Origin of the sequence: Dyella sp. (genome assembly GCF_036746095.1) — a bacterium.
Lineage (GTDB): Bacteria > Pseudomonadota > Gammaproteobacteria > Xanthomonadales > Rhodanobacteraceae > Dyella_B.
The window spans coordinates 36442-52336 of record NZ_DAIOEU010000013.1; the positions used below are offsets into that span (position 1 = coordinate 36442).

General features: G+C 63.6%; 17 protein-coding genes. 7 read left to right on the forward strand and 10 right to left on the reverse strand.

Annotation, left to right across the window (positions count from 1 at the left end; all coding sequences use genetic code 11):
• Nucleotides 1-79: 79 nt before the first annotated feature.
• From V7M64_RS08175 to V7M64_RS08210, 8 genes are all read right to left on the reverse strand, one after another.
• Nucleotides 80-394: a hypothetical protein gene (locus V7M64_RS08175; protein ID WP_333678455.1), complete on the reverse strand. Its 315-nt coding sequence runs from the start codon at nt 392-394 to the stop codon at nt 80-82.
• A gap of 76 nt (nt 395-470) precedes the next feature.
• Nucleotides 471-1484, reverse strand: a complete 1014-nt coding sequence (gene ilvC, locus V7M64_RS08180; protein WP_333678457.1) for a ketol-acid reductoisomerase — start codon at nt 1482-1484, stop codon at nt 471-473.
• Between the two features lie 89 nt (nt 1485-1573).
• Complete coding sequence (gene leuB, locus V7M64_RS08185; protein ID WP_333678458.1) at nt 1574-2665, reverse strand: 3-isopropylmalate dehydrogenase; 1092 nt, start codon at nt 2663-2665, stop codon at nt 1574-1576.
• Complete coding sequence (leuD, locus tag V7M64_RS08190) at nt 2662-3246, reverse strand: 3-isopropylmalate dehydratase small subunit (protein WP_333678459.1); 585 nt, start codon at nt 3244-3246, stop codon at nt 2662-2664. The genes leuB and leuD overlap by 4 nt, the downstream gene beginning before the upstream one ends.
• Complete coding sequence (gene leuC, locus V7M64_RS08195; protein ID WP_333678460.1) at nt 3243-4655, reverse strand: 3-isopropylmalate dehydratase large subunit; 1413 nt, start codon at nt 4653-4655, stop codon at nt 3243-3245. Before leuC ends, leuD begins: the two co-directional genes overlap by 4 nt.
• Nucleotides 4652-5590, reverse strand: coding sequence for a branched-chain amino acid transaminase (locus tag V7M64_RS08200; protein ID WP_333678461.1), 939 nt, complete (start codon nt 5588-5590; stop codon nt 4652-4654). Before V7M64_RS08200 ends, leuC begins: the two co-directional genes overlap by 4 nt.
• Entirely contained in the window at nt 5587-7191 is a 1605-nt protein-coding gene (locus V7M64_RS08205) for a 2-isopropylmalate synthase (RefSeq protein WP_333678463.1), read from the reverse strand. Before V7M64_RS08205 ends, V7M64_RS08200 begins: the two co-directional genes overlap by 4 nt.
• A 112-nt stretch (nt 7192-7303) precedes the next feature.
• Complete coding sequence (locus tag V7M64_RS08210; RefSeq protein WP_333678464.1) at nt 7304-7441, reverse strand: hypothetical protein; 138 nt, start codon at nt 7439-7441, stop codon at nt 7304-7306.
• 393 nt (nt 7442-7834) lie between these two features.
• On the opposite strand from V7M64_RS08210, the gene V7M64_RS08215 reads away from it, so the two are divergent.
• On the forward strand, nt 7835-8554 hold the full coding sequence (locus V7M64_RS08215; RefSeq protein WP_333678465.1) for an SDR family oxidoreductase: 720 nt from the start codon (nt 7835-7837) through the stop codon (nt 8552-8554).
• Between the two features lie 101 nt (nt 8555-8655).
• Here the strand turns inward: V7M64_RS08215 and V7M64_RS08220 are convergent, their stop codons facing one another.
• Nucleotides 8656-9252 (reverse strand): GNAT family N-acetyltransferase, encoded by a 597-nt coding sequence (locus V7M64_RS08220; protein ID WP_333678467.1) that lies wholly within the window; start codon nt 9250-9252, stop codon nt 8656-8658.
• A complete protein-coding gene (locus V7M64_RS08225; protein ID WP_324148184.1) occupies nt 9252-9458 on the reverse strand; it encodes a DUF465 domain-containing protein in 207 nt (68 codons plus the stop codon). Before V7M64_RS08225 ends, V7M64_RS08220 begins: the two co-directional genes overlap by 1 nt.
• 108 nt (nt 9459-9566) lie before the next feature.
• On the opposite strand from V7M64_RS08225, the gene ttcA reads away from it, so the two are divergent.
• The 6 genes from ttcA to treF all read left to right on the forward strand — a co-directional run bounded on the left by ttcA (nt 9567) and on the right by treF (nt 15846).
• Nucleotides 9567-10445, forward strand: a complete 879-nt coding sequence (gene ttcA, locus V7M64_RS08230) for a tRNA 2-thiocytidine(32) synthetase TtcA (RefSeq protein WP_333678471.1) — start codon at nt 9567-9569, stop codon at nt 10443-10445.
• Between the two features lie 61 nt (nt 10446-10506).
• On the forward strand, nt 10507-11706 hold the full coding sequence (locus V7M64_RS08235) for an amino acid aminotransferase (RefSeq protein WP_333678473.1): 1200 nt from the start codon (nt 10507-10509) through the stop codon (nt 11704-11706).
• Nucleotides 11707-11820: 114 nt separating this feature from the next.
• On the forward strand, nt 11821-12732 hold the full coding sequence (locus tag V7M64_RS08240) for a recombination-associated protein RdgC (RefSeq protein ID WP_333678475.1): 912 nt from the start codon (nt 11821-11823) through the stop codon (nt 12730-12732).
• 280 nt (nt 12733-13012) lie between these two features.
• Nucleotides 13013-13783, forward strand: coding sequence for a SprT family zinc-dependent metalloprotease (locus V7M64_RS08245; protein ID WP_333678526.1), 771 nt, complete (start codon nt 13013-13015; stop codon nt 13781-13783).
• 4 nt (nt 13784-13787) lie between these two features.
• Nucleotides 13788-14090, forward strand: coding sequence for a hypothetical protein (locus V7M64_RS08250; RefSeq protein WP_333678477.1), 303 nt, complete (start codon nt 13788-13790; stop codon nt 14088-14090).
• A 160-nt stretch (nt 14091-14250) separates the two neighbouring features.
• On the forward strand, nt 14251-15846 hold the full coding sequence (gene treF / locus V7M64_RS08255; RefSeq protein ID WP_333678479.1) for an alpha,alpha-trehalase TreF: 1596 nt from the start codon (nt 14251-14253) through the stop codon (nt 15844-15846).
• Nucleotides 15847-15895 lie beyond the last annotated feature (49 nt).

The following is a 15895-nucleotide window of genomic DNA, read 5'->3' on the forward strand; positions in this document are numbered from 1 at the left end:
TTCACGTCGTTCCCTTGTTATGTCTAAAGCGTGTGCGCGGTTGAAGTGATCAGCGAAACGGTGTGGAGCGGCGTGGCCATCAAGCCCGAACGGGCACGCCGTACATCTCCACGATGCGTTCGTCCTGCGCTTGTGCGGAAAAGAGTTCCCACTCAATGCCGTTCACGTCCGCGGTGCTGGTAAAGCCTGCCGCCTGGTCATCCTCGAAGCCGATGTGCCGCAATTGGCCGGCACGCTCGGCGTTCTGGTTGATCGAGAAATTCAGCAGGTCGGTGCGCCACATCGCGTACTTGCCCTCGACCACCACGTTCGGGCGTTGGCCGAGGCGCATGCTGTAGTCGGCGATGGAAGCGCCGAGGTCGCGCACGGCAAGTGCGATGTGGAACCGTTTCATGGATACCTTCCTGTAAGAAACCATGCGGCGCTCACGGGCCGGAGACAGGGGGAGCCGGGTGAGCGCCGCATGGTGGTTAACCAACCTTCTTCAGTGCTGGCTGCGCCGTGGCGCCGGACTGCAACCACGCCATGCGTGCGCGCAGCTTGGCGCCGACCTGTTCGATCGGATGATCGAGGTCCGCCTGCTTCCACTTCTTGTAGTTCGGCAAACCGGCCTGGTATTCGGCGACCCAGTTTCGCGTGAAGGTGCCGTCCTGGATGTCCTTCAGCACGCCCTTCATGCGTTCCTTGGTGGCGGCGTCGATCACGCGCGGACCGCTGACGTAGTCGCCGTACTGCGCGGTTTCGGAGACGAACTCCAGCATCTTGGTGATGCCGCCTTCGTAGAACAGGTCCACGATCAGCTTCAGTTCGTGCAGCACTTCGTAATAAGCGATCTCGGGCTGGTAGCCGGCTTCCACCAGCACTTCGAAGCCCTTCATCACCAGCTCGCTGGCGCCGCCGCACAGCACGGCCTGCTCGCCGAACAGGTCCGTTTCGGTCTCTTCCTTGAAGTCGGTCTTGATCAGCATCGCGCGCGCCCCGCCCAGGCCGGCGGCGTAAGCAGTCGCCTTCTCTTCAGCGTGGCCGCTCACGTCCTGGTACACCGCGTAGATGCAGGGCACGCCGCGGCCGCGTTCGTATTCGGTACGCACCAGTGCGCCCGGACCCTTCGGCGCGACCAACACCACGTCGATGTCTTTACGCGGCTCGATCATCTTGAAATGTACGTTCAAGCCGTGCGCGAACAGCAGTACTGCGCCGGGCTTGATGTTCGGTTCGATGGATTGCTTGTACAGCGTGGCCTGCACCATGTCCGGCGTCAGCACGGCGACCAGGTCCGCACCGCGCACGGCTTCACCCGGCTCGACCACGTGGAAACCGTCGGCAACGGCTTTATTCCAGGTGGGGCCGTTCGGGCGCAGGCCGACGACGACGTCCAGGCCGGAGTCTTTCAAGTTGAGCGCGTGGGCGCGGCCCTGGCTGCCGTAGCCAAGCACGGCGATGCGTGCCTTGGCGAGCGATTCGGTGGTGGCGGTGGTGCTCATGCGGTGACTCCTGCGTCGGTATGTGTTGGTTTGGTTGTGTGAGTGGATAGACGAAATGGTTTGAGCGGGGCGCTATGCATCGCGCCTCCTCAGCCGCATGCGCGCAAGCCGCTGAGAAAAGCGGGCGTGGCGACGTCATCCAGCGCGGCGATGACTGCATCGCGGATCGCCTGCGTGCCGGCCTTGCCGCCGATATCGCGGCTGTGCGGGCCATTGGTCAGCACGTGGCTGACGGCGGCCTCAATGGTGGTCGCTTCCACATCCAGCTCCAGCGAGTGGCGCAGCAGCAGCGCGGCGGAAAGGATGGCGCCCAGCGGATTGGCCACGCCCTGGCCGGCGATATCCGGTGCGGAACCGTGGATCGGCTCGTACAAGCCGACTTTGCCTTCGCCCAGCGAGGCGGATGGCAGCAGACCCAGCGAACCGGCCAGGGCAGCGGCTTCGTCGGTGAGAATGTCGCCGAACAGGTTTTCGGTGACGACCACGTCGTAGCGCGACGGCTGCGTCAGCAACAGCATCGCCATGGAATCGACCAGCTGATGTTCCAGCTTCACGTCCGGATACTCGGCGGCGATACGCGTGACCGTGCTGCGCCACAGGCGCGAGGTTTCCAGCACGTTGGCTTTATCGACGGAGGTGACATGCTGACGACGTTCGCGCGCCAGCTCGAACGCGCGGCGCGTGACGCGCTCGACCTCGGCGACGGTGTACTTGCACTCGTCGGTGGCGGTATCGGTGGTGCGCGTCTTCGCACCGAAATACGCACCGCCGGTCAGTTCGCGCACGAACAACACGTCGACGTTCTTCAGCTTTTCATTCTTCAATGGCGACAGCGAGGCGAGCGTCGGATGCACCTGCAGCGGACGCAGGTTGGCAAACACGCCCAACGCAGCGCGGATGGCGAGCAAGCCCTGTTCGGGGCGCACCTTTGCTTGCGGATCGGACCACTTCGGCCCACCCACGGCGCCCAGCAACACGGCGTCGGCTTTCTTGCAGGCTTCCAGCGTGGCAGCCGGCAGCGGCTCGCCGGTGGCATCGATGGCGCAGCCGCCGATCAGGTGCGATTCGAATTCAAACGTGTGGCCGCTGCGTTCGGCCACGGCTTGCAGTACGGCAACGGCCGCGTCGAGAACTTCCGGACCTACGCCGTCGCCGGGCAGGGTTACGATGCGCGCCTTCATGCCGCTTTCTCCTGTTCGTGTTCGTAGTGGGTGATTGCGTCGTTGTGTTGCAGCAGGAAACCCAGCTGGTCGACGCCGTTGAGCAAGCAATGCCGTGCGAAGGCCTCCAGCTGGAAGCGGATGCGTCCGCCGTCCGGCAATGCGATCGCCTGCTCGCGCACGTCGATGGACAGCTCGATGCCGGGGTTCTTCAACAGCCAGCGATGCTCGGCTTCATCCAGCACGATGGCGAGCAGGCCGTTCTTCAGCGCGTTGCCGCGGAAGATGTCGGCGATTTCGCTGCACAGCACGGCCTGGATGCCGTAATCCAGCAGCGCCCACGGCGCATGTTCGCGCGAGGAGCCGCAGCCGAAATTGCGGCCGGCCACAAGGATCGAGCAGCCCTTGGCTTCCGGCTTGTTGAGCGGGAAATCCGGGTTGTCGCTACCGTCCTGGCGATAGCGCCAGTCGTTGAAGCAGAACTTGCCGAGGCCCGCGCGCTCGGTGGTGGTGAGGAAGCGCGCGGGGATGATGCGGTCGGTGTCGATGTTTTCGTCCAGCAGCACAGCGGTGCGCGCGTGGATGCGGGTTACGGGCTTCATGCAGCCACCTCCGTCAGGTATTCGCGTGGATCGGCAATCGCACCGGCAATCGCAGATGCCGCAGCGGTGGCCGGGCTAGCCAGCACGGTGCGTGCGCCCTTGCCCTGGCGACCTTCGAAGTTGCGGTTGGACGTGCTGACGACCAGCTGGCCCGGCTGTGCCAAGTCGCCATTCATGGCGATGCACATCGAGCAACCGGGAATGCGCCATTCCGCACCGGCAGCCAAAAACACTTCGTGCAAGCCTTCCTTCTCCGCATCGCGGCGCACCGCTTCGGAGCCAGGCACGACCAATACGCGGACACCATTAGCCACATGACGGCCGCGCATCACGTTCGCGGCTTCGCGCAGATCGGACAGGCGCGAGTTGGTACAGCTGCCGATGAACACCACGTCGACCGACGTGCCCTGCATCGGTTGGTTCGCCTTCGCCTGCATGTAATCCAAAGCGCGTTGTTCGACGGCGTTGCGGGCGGCGGGCACCGGCTTGTCCATCGCGATCGCCATGCCCGGATGCGTGCCATAGGTGACAGTGGGGCGGATCTGGCTGGCGTCGATGCGCACTTCGCGGTCGTACTTGGCGCCTTCATCGCTGCGCAAGCCGCGCCAGCGCTGCACGGCGGCATCCCACGCAGCGCCTTGCGGCGCGCGCGGACGGCCTTTCAGCCATGCGAAGGTAGTTTCATCCGGCGCGATCAGGCCAGCGCGCGCGCCGGCTTCGATCGACATGTTGCACACCGTCATGCGCTCTTCCATCGACAATGTTTCGATCGCTTCGCCGCGGTACTCGAGCACGTAGCCGGTGCCGCCGTCGACGCCAATCTCGCCGATGATGTGCAGGATCAGGTCCTTCGCACCCACGCCGCGCGGCAGCTTGCCGTCGACGTGGATGGCGAAGGTTTTCGGCTTGCGTTGCAGCAGGCATTGCGTGGCCATCACGTGGCCGACTTCGGTGGTGCCGATGCCAAACGCCAGCGCGCCGAACGCACCGTGCGTGGAGGTGTGGCTGTCGCCGCAGACGATCGTCATGCCCGGCTGCGTGGCACCCAGCTCGGGGCCGATCACGTGCACGATGCCGCGATCGCTGCTGTCCCAGCCGTACAGCTGTACGCCGAATTCACGGCAATTGGCTTCCAGCTGCGCAACCTGCGCTTTCGCTTCGGCATTGGCGTACGGCCGCTCACCGTTCGCCGCGGCCGGCAACGTAGGGGTGGAGTGGTCCAGTGTCGCCAGCGTGCGATCGGGACGGCGCAGTTTCAAGCCGCGTGCGCGCAGTTCGCTGAATGCCTGCGGCGAGGTGACTTCGTGCACCAGGTGCAGGTCGATATACAACACGGCCGGGGTATCGGCGCTTTCGGGGGCTACGACATGCGAGGCCCAGATTTTTTCAAATAGCGTGCGCGCGCTCATGCAACTTCCTTTGCGGCAATGGTTTCAACGTGGGTCAGCCAGCCGTAACGGTCGTGCGTGCGACCGTCGAACAGGCCGAAGAAGGCATCGCGCAGCGCACGCGTGATCGGGCCTGGCGTGCCGTTGCCGACCGCTTTGCGATCCACCGAACGCACCGGCGTGATCTCGGCGGCGGTGCCGGTCATGAAGATTTCCTCGGCGGTGTACAGCGCCTCGCGTGGCAGATCGCGTTCTTCCACGACATAGCCCATGTCGTTGGCCAGCGTGATCACCGAGTCGCGCGTGATGCCGGCCAGGATGCCGGCGCTCGACGGTGGCGTCAGCAGCTTGCCGCGCTTGACCAGGAACAGGTTTTCACCGGCGCCTTCGCTCAGCAGGCCGTTGTAGCCCAGCGCGATGCCTTCGTCGTAACCGCCGCGGCGTGCTTCCATGCCGATCAGCTGACTGCTCAGGTAGTTGCCGCCCGCCTTGGCCCAGCTCGGGAAGGTGTTCGGGGCAGGGCGATTCCACGAGGACACGCACACGTCCGCACCGCGCTCGGCCGCTTCGCCCAGATACGCACCCCATTCCAAAGCCATGATCGCGACGTCGACGGGCGCGCCGTCCCTGGGGAGAACGCCGAGCCCGCCGGCGCCGCGAAAGACAATCGGTCGTACGTAAGCCGATGCCATCCGATTGGCGCGAATCACTTCCAGGCAAGCTTCGTTGATCTGATCTTCGCTGTAGCCGATCTCGATTTCGTACACGCGTGCCGATTCGAACAGGCGGCGTGTGTGCTCGACCAAGCGGAAATAGGCAGGTCCTTCCGGTGTCGCGTACACGCGCTCGCCTTCGAAGACGGACGAGCCGTAGTGCAGGGCGTGCGTGCTGACGTGTACGGTGGCTTCAGCCCAGGGCTTGATGCGGCCGTTGTGCCAAAGGAAGGGCGTGCTCATGCGATGGCTCCTTGGAGTGCGGGTGCGGCGCTGCTGTCACGGTCCTGCCGCGCGATGCGATTGACGATGGCGAGCGCGGCATGCGCAGTCGCCTCGATGATGTCGGTGCTGACGCTGCTGCCATGCCAGTCGCGCTTGGCGTGGCGGGCGATGAGTTGCGCCTGGCCCTGCGCATCGCCGCCTTCGCTGATGGCGCGTACCTGAAAGCGCGTCAGCACCATGTCGGTGCCGGTGGCGCGTTCGATCGCGCGCAGCACGGCATCCACCGGGCCGTCGCCGATGGCGGCTTCACCGACTTCGCGGCCGTCTTCGTGGCTCAGTTTTACCGTGGCCGAGGCGCTGCCGCCCAGGTGCGAGTTGGTATTGAGCTGGGTGAGGTGCCATGGGCCAGTGGCGTCCGGATCCTGGTTCAAGGCCAGCGCTTCCAGATCTTCGTCGCGGATTTCGCGCTTGCGGTCGGCCAGGGATTTGAAGCGCTTGAACACGCTGTCCAGCGCTCCGTCGTCCAGCGCGTGTCCCAGTGCTTCCAGGCGCTGGCGCAGAGCGTGGCGGCCGGAATGCTTGCCCAACACCAGCGTGGTTTCGGCAATGCCGACGTCTTCCGGACGCATGATTTCGTAGGTACTGCGATGCTTGAGCATGCCGTGCTGGTGGATGCCCGATTCGTGAGCGAATGCGTTGTCGCCCACCACCGCCTTGTTGCGCTGTACTGCCTGGCCGGTGACCTGGGTCAGCAGGCGCGAGGTGGGGTAAAGCTTGTGCGTGTCGATGTTGGTGCGCAGGCCGAAGCGCGGCGCACGCACTTTCAGCGCCATCACGATTTCTTCCAGCGCGGCATTGCCGGCGCGCTCGCCGATGCCGTTGATGGTGCATTCCACCTGGCGTGCGCCAGCGCTGACGGCGGCCAGGCTGTTGGCGACGGCCATCCCTAAGTCATCGTGGCAATGCGAAGAAAACACCGCCTTGTGCGCATCGCGCACGTGCTGGTGCAGGTAGGCGAACAGTTCGTAGATCTCGGCCGGCGTGGTGTAGCCCACGGTGTCCGGCACGTTGACCGTGGTCGCGCCGGCGGCGATGGCGGCGCTGAAGATTTCGACCAGGAATTCCGGCTCGGTGCGCAATGCGTCTTCGGCGGAAAATTCGACGTCTGCGCAGTATTTGCGCGCGTGCAGGATGGAAGCGACGGCGGTATCCAGTACTTGCTGCTTGCTCATGCCGAGCTTGTGTTCGCGGTGCAGCGGACTGGTGGAAAGAAACAGGTGGATGCGGGATCGGTGGGCGCGTTCCAGTGCGCGGGCGGCGGTGTCGATATCGCCGGTCTGGCATCGCGCCAAGGCGCAGACGGTGGTGTTGTGCAAACTCCGGGCGATTTCCTCGACGGCGGCGAAATCATCCGGCGAGGCTTGCGGGAACCCCGCTTCCAGTACATCGACGCCCAGCGATTCCAGCGCTTGTGCCATGCACAACTTTGCGCGTCGATCCATCGAAAATCCGGGCGCTTGTTCGCCGTCGCGCAGGGTCGTGTCGAAAATGCGTACGCGATCTTCGGCACTTTCCGTACTTTCACCGGGGTCGTTCGGTTGTGCTGTTGCAGAGGTCATTGCCTGGCTCCGTTTCGGTGATGACGAGGGCGATAAAAAACCCCGCATCCTGGTGGGTGCGGGGTTCTTTGGGGGTATCTAGGTTAGTTTTGCTTTACCTTGACACGCGTCCTCAGCCCGCACCTCCGTTGGTAATGAGGAGTACGAGTACAAGGGAAATAAGAAGGAGGCCGACGACCGGCAGCATGTCGATCAGCGTCGGTGGACGGATCGCAGCGATGAATTCGCGGTGGCTGTTGCGTTGCGGCATGTCGTCGACCGTACGGCATGCCGCTCGGACGTGTCAACTATTTTTTTATGAGAAATTTTCCAATTTGTCGATTCGCATGTGTATGGATGGCTAAACGTCCATATGTATCAAGCACTCGCGTCCGGTTTGGTTTCATGCGCAACCAAGTGTCGTTGCATTGGAAACTAAAATGCGAGCGCGTTTAGCAGCCAAAAAAGATGGTGAAGCGCGTTCGTTGCATCGTCGATCGCGTGACGTGAAAGGATTCAAGCAGGCTTGAGGCGTTCATGCCATATCGCCGCTAGAACCGGATCGGCGCGAATTTCGCCTACTAAGGCTTCCCTCCGTTGCCGATATGCTCCTGTCTCTACCACCTCGACGGAGCGAAACATGGCAACGAATCTCAAGGGCAAAGTGGCGTTCGTGACAGGCGGCGCCCGCGGCATCGGCGCCGCCGTCGTCCGGCGCCTGGTGCGCGATGGCGCAGCGGTCGCATTCACCTATCGAGGCTCGGCGGATCTGGCGGCAGCACTGGCGACCGGCCTCAAGGAGGCAGGCGGACAAGCCCTCGCGATTCAATCCGATGCGGGCGATCCCGTCGCCCTGAGGCAGGCGATCCATCAAGCGGCAAGCCACTTCGGCAAGATCGACATCCTGGTCAACAACGCCGGCGTGCTGAAGTTTGGCGCCATCGAGACGCTGCCGCTGGAGGACTTCGACCAGACGATCGACGTGAACGTGCGGGCGGTGTTCGTTGCCAGCCAGGCGGTGCTGCCGCACATGGGCGCGGGCGGAAGGATCATCAACATCGGCAGCACCAACGCGGACCGCATGCCGTTTACCGGCGGCGCCGTCTATGCGATGAGCAAATCCGCCCTCAAGGGCCTCGTGCAAGGCATGGCGCGCGATCTGGGGCCACGGGGCATCACGGTCAACAACGTGCAGCCCGGACCGGTCAACACCGACATGAATCCCGAAGCGGGCGACTTTGCGAAGGATCTGCACGGCATGATGGCGCTGCCGCGCCATGCCGAAGCGGACGAGATCGCGGGGATGGTGGCGTATGTCGCAAGCGCGGAGGCAGGGTTCATCACCGGCGCCCATCTGATGATCGACGGTGGATTCAGCGCCTGAACGCCTTTGCCGGACCTTCGTAGCCAGGGATGGCAATCCCAGCATCCGGCAGCCCAAAGTAGGCCGGAATTGTCATCCCTGCCTACAGGGCCATCTGGATTTCACTGTGCGCTCAGCCGCGCCAGCCGTATATCCAGCCAACGCTGCACGTCCGGCCATTCGCTCGCAATGATCGAGTAGCACACGGTATCGCGCAGCGTGCCATCCGGCCGGCGCTTGTGTGCGCGCAGCACGCCGTCCTTGTGCGCACCCAGGCGCTCGATCGCGCGTTGCGAATCCTGATTGCGACCGTCGGTATGGAATTCCACCGCCACACAGCCGAGCGCCTCGAAGCCATGCTTCAGCAACAGGCGCTTGCAGGCAGTGTTGAGGTGGCTCCTCTGCCAGCGTTTCGCATACCAGGTGTAGCCGATGGCGATGCGCGGCAGTTCCGGTGCGAAGTCGTAGAAGCGCGTGGTGCCGACGATCTGGCCGCTGGTCTTCTCGCGCACCGCAAACGGCAGCATGGCGTTGGCCGTGAGGCCAGCGAGCGCTTTTTCGATGTATGCCTTGGCTTCGCCCGGTGCCGGGGCGCTGGTGAACCACAGGTTCCACAATTGGCCATCCGCCGCCGCGGCTTCCAGGTCGGGCGCGTGGTGCAGGGCGAGGGGTTCCAACAGGACGTGATCGTCCTGGAGTGTCGTCGGGGTAAGAGTCATCAGGCGTCCAGATCCGGGATGAGTTTGCTTTCCAGCCGCGCAATCGCGTCTTTCAACAGCAGCTTGCGCTTCTTCATGCGGGTGATCTGCAGTTCGTCGCAGCCGATCGAGTTGGACATCTGCTGGATCGCCACGTCCAGGTCGCGGTGTTCCTGGCGCAATTCGGCCAGCAAATGGGCGATCTGGGCGGGGTCCTGGACCTGCATGGCAGCGTTGCACGGGCGGCGGCGAAGAAGCTGCAATTGTAGCGCGCCCGGATATGGCCGGCGGGATGGGTACAATACGCGTCTGCCCGCCGTATCCCGATGCCGCCCATGTCTGCCCATCCCGAGGCTGTTCCCGATCTCGCCCGCAAGCGTGCCTATGAAGCCGCCAAGCTGGCCAAGCGCTTGCGCCACCAGGTCGGCCAGGCCATCGCCGACTTCAACATGATCGAAGAGGGCGACAAGGTGATGGTGTGCCTGTCCGGCGGCAAAGACTCCTACACCATGCTCGACGTGCTGCTGTCACTGCAGGGCAAGGCGCCGGTGCGCTTCGAATTGGTCGCGGTGAACCTGGATCAAAAGCAGCCGGACTTTCCCGAGCATGTGCTGCCGCAATACCTCACAGCGCGCGGCGTGCCGTTCCACATCATCGAGCAGGACACCTACAGCACGGTCACCCGCGTGATTCCGGAAGGCAAGACCATGTGCAGCCTGTGCTCGCGCCTGCGTCGCGGTGCGCTGTACAGGTGGGCGGCGGAGAACGGCGTCACCAAGATCGCGCTGGGCCATCATCGCGACGACATGCTCGCCACCTTCTTCCTCAACCTCTTCCATCAGGCCAGCCTGAAGGCGATGCCGCCGAAGCTGCGCTCGGATGATGGTCGCCACGTGGTGATCCGTCCGCTGGCGTACTGCAAAGAGAGCGACATTGCCGACTACGCGGAGTACAAGCAGTTTCCGATCATTCCCTGTAATCTCTGCGGTTCGCAGGAGAATTTGCAGCGCAAGGCGGTCGGCCGCATGTTGCAGGATTGGGAGCGCCAGTTTCCCGGACGCGGCGAAACCATGTTTCGCGCACTGGGCAACGTGGCGCCCTCGCAATTGGCGGATCGCAAACTGTTCGATTTCGCTTCGCTGGGTTCGCGCGAAGGTGCCAGGCGCGCCGACGCGCATGGCTGGCTGGCGGGAACCGAAGGCGAGAATCACTAAGTACAAGGCGGACGTCTGGACGTCCATATCTTTTCCCTCATTTTTGTAGTCGAGTAGACCCGTGTCCCATTTCGCATCCGTAGAAATGACCCCAGGCGATCCGATCCTGGGCCTCACCGAAGCTTTCGTGGCCGACTCGCGTCCCGGCAAAGTCAATCTGGGCGTGGGCATCTATTACGACGAAACCGGCCGCATTCCGGTGCTGCGCGCCGTGCGCCGGGTGGAGGAAGCGCTGGCGAAGGAATCGCTGCCGCGCGGCTATCTGCCGATTGACGGCTTGCCTGCCTATACCCAGGCCACGCAAAAGCTGGTGTTCGGCCCGGAATCGCCGCTGCTGGCCGCCGGCCGCGTGGCGACCTCGCAGACCATCGGCGGCAGCGGTGCGCTGCGCGTAGGCGCGGAGTTGCTGAAGAAGGCACTGCCCAAGGCGAAAGTCGCCATCAGCAGCCCGAGCTGGGAAAACCATCGCGTGGTGTTCAACGCCGCCGGTTTCGAAGTGGTGGATTACGCCTATTACGACGCCGCCACCAACGGCCTGGATTTCGCCGGCATGCTGGCGGATCTCAACAAGCTGGAGCCCGGCACGGTGGTGCTGCTGCATGCTTGCTGCCACAACCCTACTGGCGTGGATCTGTCGGTCGAGCAGTGGAAGCAGGTCGTGGCGCTGGTGAAGGACCGCAAGCTGATGCCCTTCATCGACATGGCCTATCAGGGCTTTGACAAAGGCATCGATGCGGATGCTGCGGCGGTGCGTCTGTTCGCCGAATCGGGCATTGATTCGTTCGTGGTGGCGAACTCCTATTCCAAGTCGTTCTCGCTGTACGGCGAGCGCGTGGGTGCGCTGTCGGTCGTCGGCGCGACGCGTGACGAGGCGTTGCGCGTGCAGTCGCTGGTCAAGCGCATCATTCGTTCCATCTACTCCAGCCCGTCCACGCACGGTGGTGCGCTGGTGGCTGGTGTGCTCAACAGCGCCGAGCTGCGTGCGCTGTGGGAGCAGGAGCTCACCGAAATGCGCGAGCGCATCCACGCCATGCGTGCCGGCATGGTGGAAAAGCTTGCCGCGAACGGTGCGCCGCAGTTCGGCTTCATCCAGCAGCAGGCCGGCATGTTCTCGTACTCGGGACTCAGCAAGGCGCAGGTGGATCGCTTGCGCGAAGAGCATGCGATCTATGCGATCGGCACCGGCCGCATCTGCGTGGCGGCGTTGAATCGCAACAACCTGGATACCGTGGTTGCTGCGGTAGCGGCTGTCATTCGCTAACACTTCCATTCTCGTCACCCCGGCGCAAGCCGGGGCCCAGTGGCTTTCTGTTGCAAAAAGACGCTGGGTCCCGGCTTGCGCCGGGACGACGGACATTCGTGACCGGACTAAAGCATGTTTTTCCGCAACCTCACGCTGTTCCGCTTCTCCCCCTCCGTTGCCGAAGACCTGACCCGCCTCGATGAAGCGCTGAACGATCATCGCCTGCGTCCCTGTGGTCCGCTGGAAATGGGCACGCGCGGTTTCGTGCCGCCGGTCGGCCGCGGCGATGAAGCGCCGATGACGCACGCGGTGAATGCGTGCACGCTCGTCACCGTCGGCAGCGAGGAAAAGCTGCTGCCGTCCGCCGTGGTGAACGACGAACTGCAGCGCAAGGTGCAGAAGATCGCCGAAGAAGAAGGCCGCAAGGTCGGTGGCCGCGAGCGCAAGCGCCTCAAGGAAGACCTGCTTACCGAACTGCTGCCGCGTGCTTTCGTGCGCAGCTCGCGCATGGGCGCCTATGTCGATCGCAAGCATGGCTGGCTGGTGCTCGATACAGCCAGTCGTAAAAGCGCGGAAAATGCGCTTACCCAGGTGCGCGAAGCACTCGGCAGTTTTCCCGCGGTGCCGCTCGCGCCGGAAGAAAGCCCGCGCGTATTGATGACCGACTGGCTTGCCACCGGCAATCTGCCCGGCAGCCTCGTGCTGGGCGACGAATGCGAGCTGCGCGATCCAGCCACGGCTACCGGTGCGATTGCGCGTTGCCGCCGCCAGGATCTCGATGCGGAAGAAGTGAAGGAACATCTGCGCAACGGCAAGCAGGTGTTCCAGCTTGGCCTGGTGTTCGACGAGCGCATCAGCTTCGTGCTTGGCGAAGATCTGGTCGTGCGCAAGCTGAAGTTTCTCGATGCAGTGGTGGATGAGCTGGGCGATAGCCAGCAGGATGCCGCCGCGGAAATGGATGCGCGTTTCGCGCTGCTGACGTTGGAGTTGGAGCGCTTGCTGGGCAAGTTGGAAGAATGGTTCGGGCTGCCGAGGCCGGAGTAAATCATCCATTCCCGATAAAGCCTCATCCCGTCGTCCCGGCGACTTTGCTGGCGGGCCCAAGGCGCTGAGGCCCGGTCTCCGCCGGGCGACGGGGTGCGGGATTGCCTTCCCTCTCGAGGGAAGATTGAGGCGAAAGCCGTCCCACGCTCCCTGAGACGCGCGCCAGATCGCGCTTCCCGCGACAGCGGGAAAAAAGCCCTTGCGCGCAGCCCCGGCACCCCACATTCTGCCTGTGCCCAGACCCTCCCCTTCGGCCTGGGAGCAGTTCGGAAAGGCTTAAATCATGGCGTATCTCGACGGTGACTGGCTGGAGCTGGCAACCCCCAGCGGCAATACCATTCGTGTGCTCAAAGCATCGCATCCGCGGGCGCGGCGACTGCGCCTGACGGTGTCGACCAAGGGTGCACGCATCACCTACCCGCAGGGCACGCATCCCTCGCAGGTCAATGCATTCCTGCGCCACAACGCCGACTGGCTGGAGAAGAAGCTCGGCGAGCTCAACCTCGTGGTCGATCCGCTGCCGCCATTGCGTGTCGGCACGCCGATCGAGTTTCCTTTCCGCGGCGAGGCCATCACGTTGGATTGGGCCGAGGGCGCCTATCCGCGCGTGGTCGCTCACGACGGTGGCATCACGCTGGAAATTCCACGTCCGCATAGCCGTGCACTGCCTGTTGCGCGCGGTTTGCTCGCGTCGTATTTCGAAACGCAGATCCGCCGCGACGTGTCGCGCTGGCTCGCCGGCTACGTACCGCAACTGGGACTGGCGCCAACCGCCTTGCGCATTCGCCCGATGAAAAGCCTGTGGGGCAGCCTGGATACGCGCGATCGCATCAATCTGGATCTCGCACTGGCGCTCGCGCCCCCCGCCGCCTTGCGCTACGTGCTCGCGCACGAGTTGTGCCATCTGAAGGTACGCAACCATTCGCCGCGTTTCTGGGCGCACGTGGAAGCGATTTTCCCGGATTGGCGCGAACAGCGTGACTGGCTGCGCCAGAACGGCGCGTTGTTGAAAGCCGAACTGGATCGCCTGATCGCCGACGTCGCCGATTAGCGCCATGCGCCACTTCTTCTGCAAGCTGCATGGCCCGCGCGCCACCTTCCCCGCCGACATCACGCCGGAGGAACGTGCGTTGATGAAAGACCATGCCGATTATTGGCGCGAACAGATGGGCAGAGGCTATGCCGTAGTGTTCGGGCCGGTGATGGATCCTGCGGCGGCGTACGGCATACTCGTCATGCAACTGCCCGACGACATGGCACCTGAGCCGTTGATCCATGGCGATCCCGTGATGAAGGCCGAACGCGGATTCCGCTTCGAAATCCACCCTATGCATGCGGTACTCCCGCAACAGCAATAAACGCCTGATGCCAAGCTCACCCGGCATTGAAGCGTTCGTACCCTGGCTGGTTTGAATCACCCGCGACTTCACCCGCGCTCCACGGGCATGTTCGTAGCGTTTTGTACTTGGGTGGCGATTCGCCCAGCATGGCGACTGCCAATCGGCGCAAACTTCGGTGATGAACACGCAGCCTCTCGCAAGTCCACGCATCAAGCCCGCAGGCGTGGCACCCGCCGATACGCTGACGCCGGCGGACCGCTATCAGGAATTGTTCGTCGACGTGCAAATGAACCGCGTGTTCGCCGACAGCAAGACCTTTGTCGACTGCGCGCCGAAGGGTGAGCCCGAGCGCATTCTTGCGTTGTACCGTGAGCAACGCGGCCAGCCGGATTTTGATCTCGCCGCGTTCGTGCATGCACATTTCGATGCGCCCGTGGTGCACCGCAGCCATTATGTATCCGTACCCGGGCAACCTTTGCGCGAACACATCGACAGCCTGTGGGACGTGTTGACGCGTCGTCCGGACTTGCATCCGCCGAAGTCGTCGCTACTGCCGTTGCCGAATTGCTACGTCGTGCCGGGTGGGCGCTTCAGCGAGCTGTATTACTGGGACTCCTACTTCACCATGCTTGGCCTGGCCGAAAGTGGGCGTCACGACCTGTTGCATTGCATGGCGAGCAATTTCGCCTACCTGATCGACGCCTACGGCCACATTCCCAATGGCAATCGAACCTATTATTTGAGCCGTTCGCAGCCGCCGGTTTTCGCCTTGATGGTGGGCTTGTTCGAACAGCATGGCGTGGATGAGGCGGTCGCCTGGCTGCCGCAGCTGTGCAAGGAATACGACTACTGGATGGATGGCGCCGAAGCGCTGCGGCCGAATGATGCCCACCGTCATTGCGTGAAGCTGGATGATGGCAGCCTGCTCAATCGTTACTGGGACGATCGCGATACACCGCGCGAAGAATCGCACCTGGAGGACGTGCTTACCGCACGCCGCAGCACGCGGCCCAGCACGGAGGTCTATCGCGACCTGCGTGCCGGTGCCGCATCGGGCTGGGATTTCAGTTCACGCTGGTGCGACGAGGGCAAGCTCGAAACCATTCGCACCACCGCCATCCTGCCGGTCGATCTCAATGCCTTCCTGTATTACCTGGAATGGCAGATCGCCGAACTCAGCCGTGCCGATGGCCAACGCAAGCAGGCGGATGCTTTCGCACTGCGTGCGCAGCGTCGCCGGGAAGCGATCAATCGCGTGTTGTGGAATGAAACCGCCGGCAGCTTTCTCGATTACGACTGGCAGCGCCATGCGCCGCGCGAAGCGATCAATGCGGCGGCCAGCGCGCCGTTGTACGTCGGCGTGGCCAATCAAAACCAAGCCGTACGGGTGGCCGAAGCGTTGCGCACGCAGCTGATGGAAGAGGGCGGCCTGGGCGCCACCGCCTGCAAAACAGGGCAGCAATGGGACAAGCCGAACGGCTGGGCGCCGCTGCAGCGGTTGGCCATCTGCGGCCTGCGCCGCTACGGCTTGCATGCGTTGGGCGAGGAGATCGCGCACCGCTGGCTGCAAACCGTGGGCAGCCTGTACGAGCGCGAAAGCAAGCTGGTCGAAAAATACGTGCTGGTGGTGCCACCGGGCGGCGCGGTCGGTGGCGGCGGCGGTGAATATCCCTTGCAGGATGGCTTCGGCTGGACCAATGGCGTCACGCGCCTGTTGCTCCATGAGAAACCCGAGCATCCGGCCAACGAGGCATGCGCGGCGGCCACGGCGTAGCATCGATACATCGCATCGTCACGCCGCTCACGTCGAATCAACGGCACTG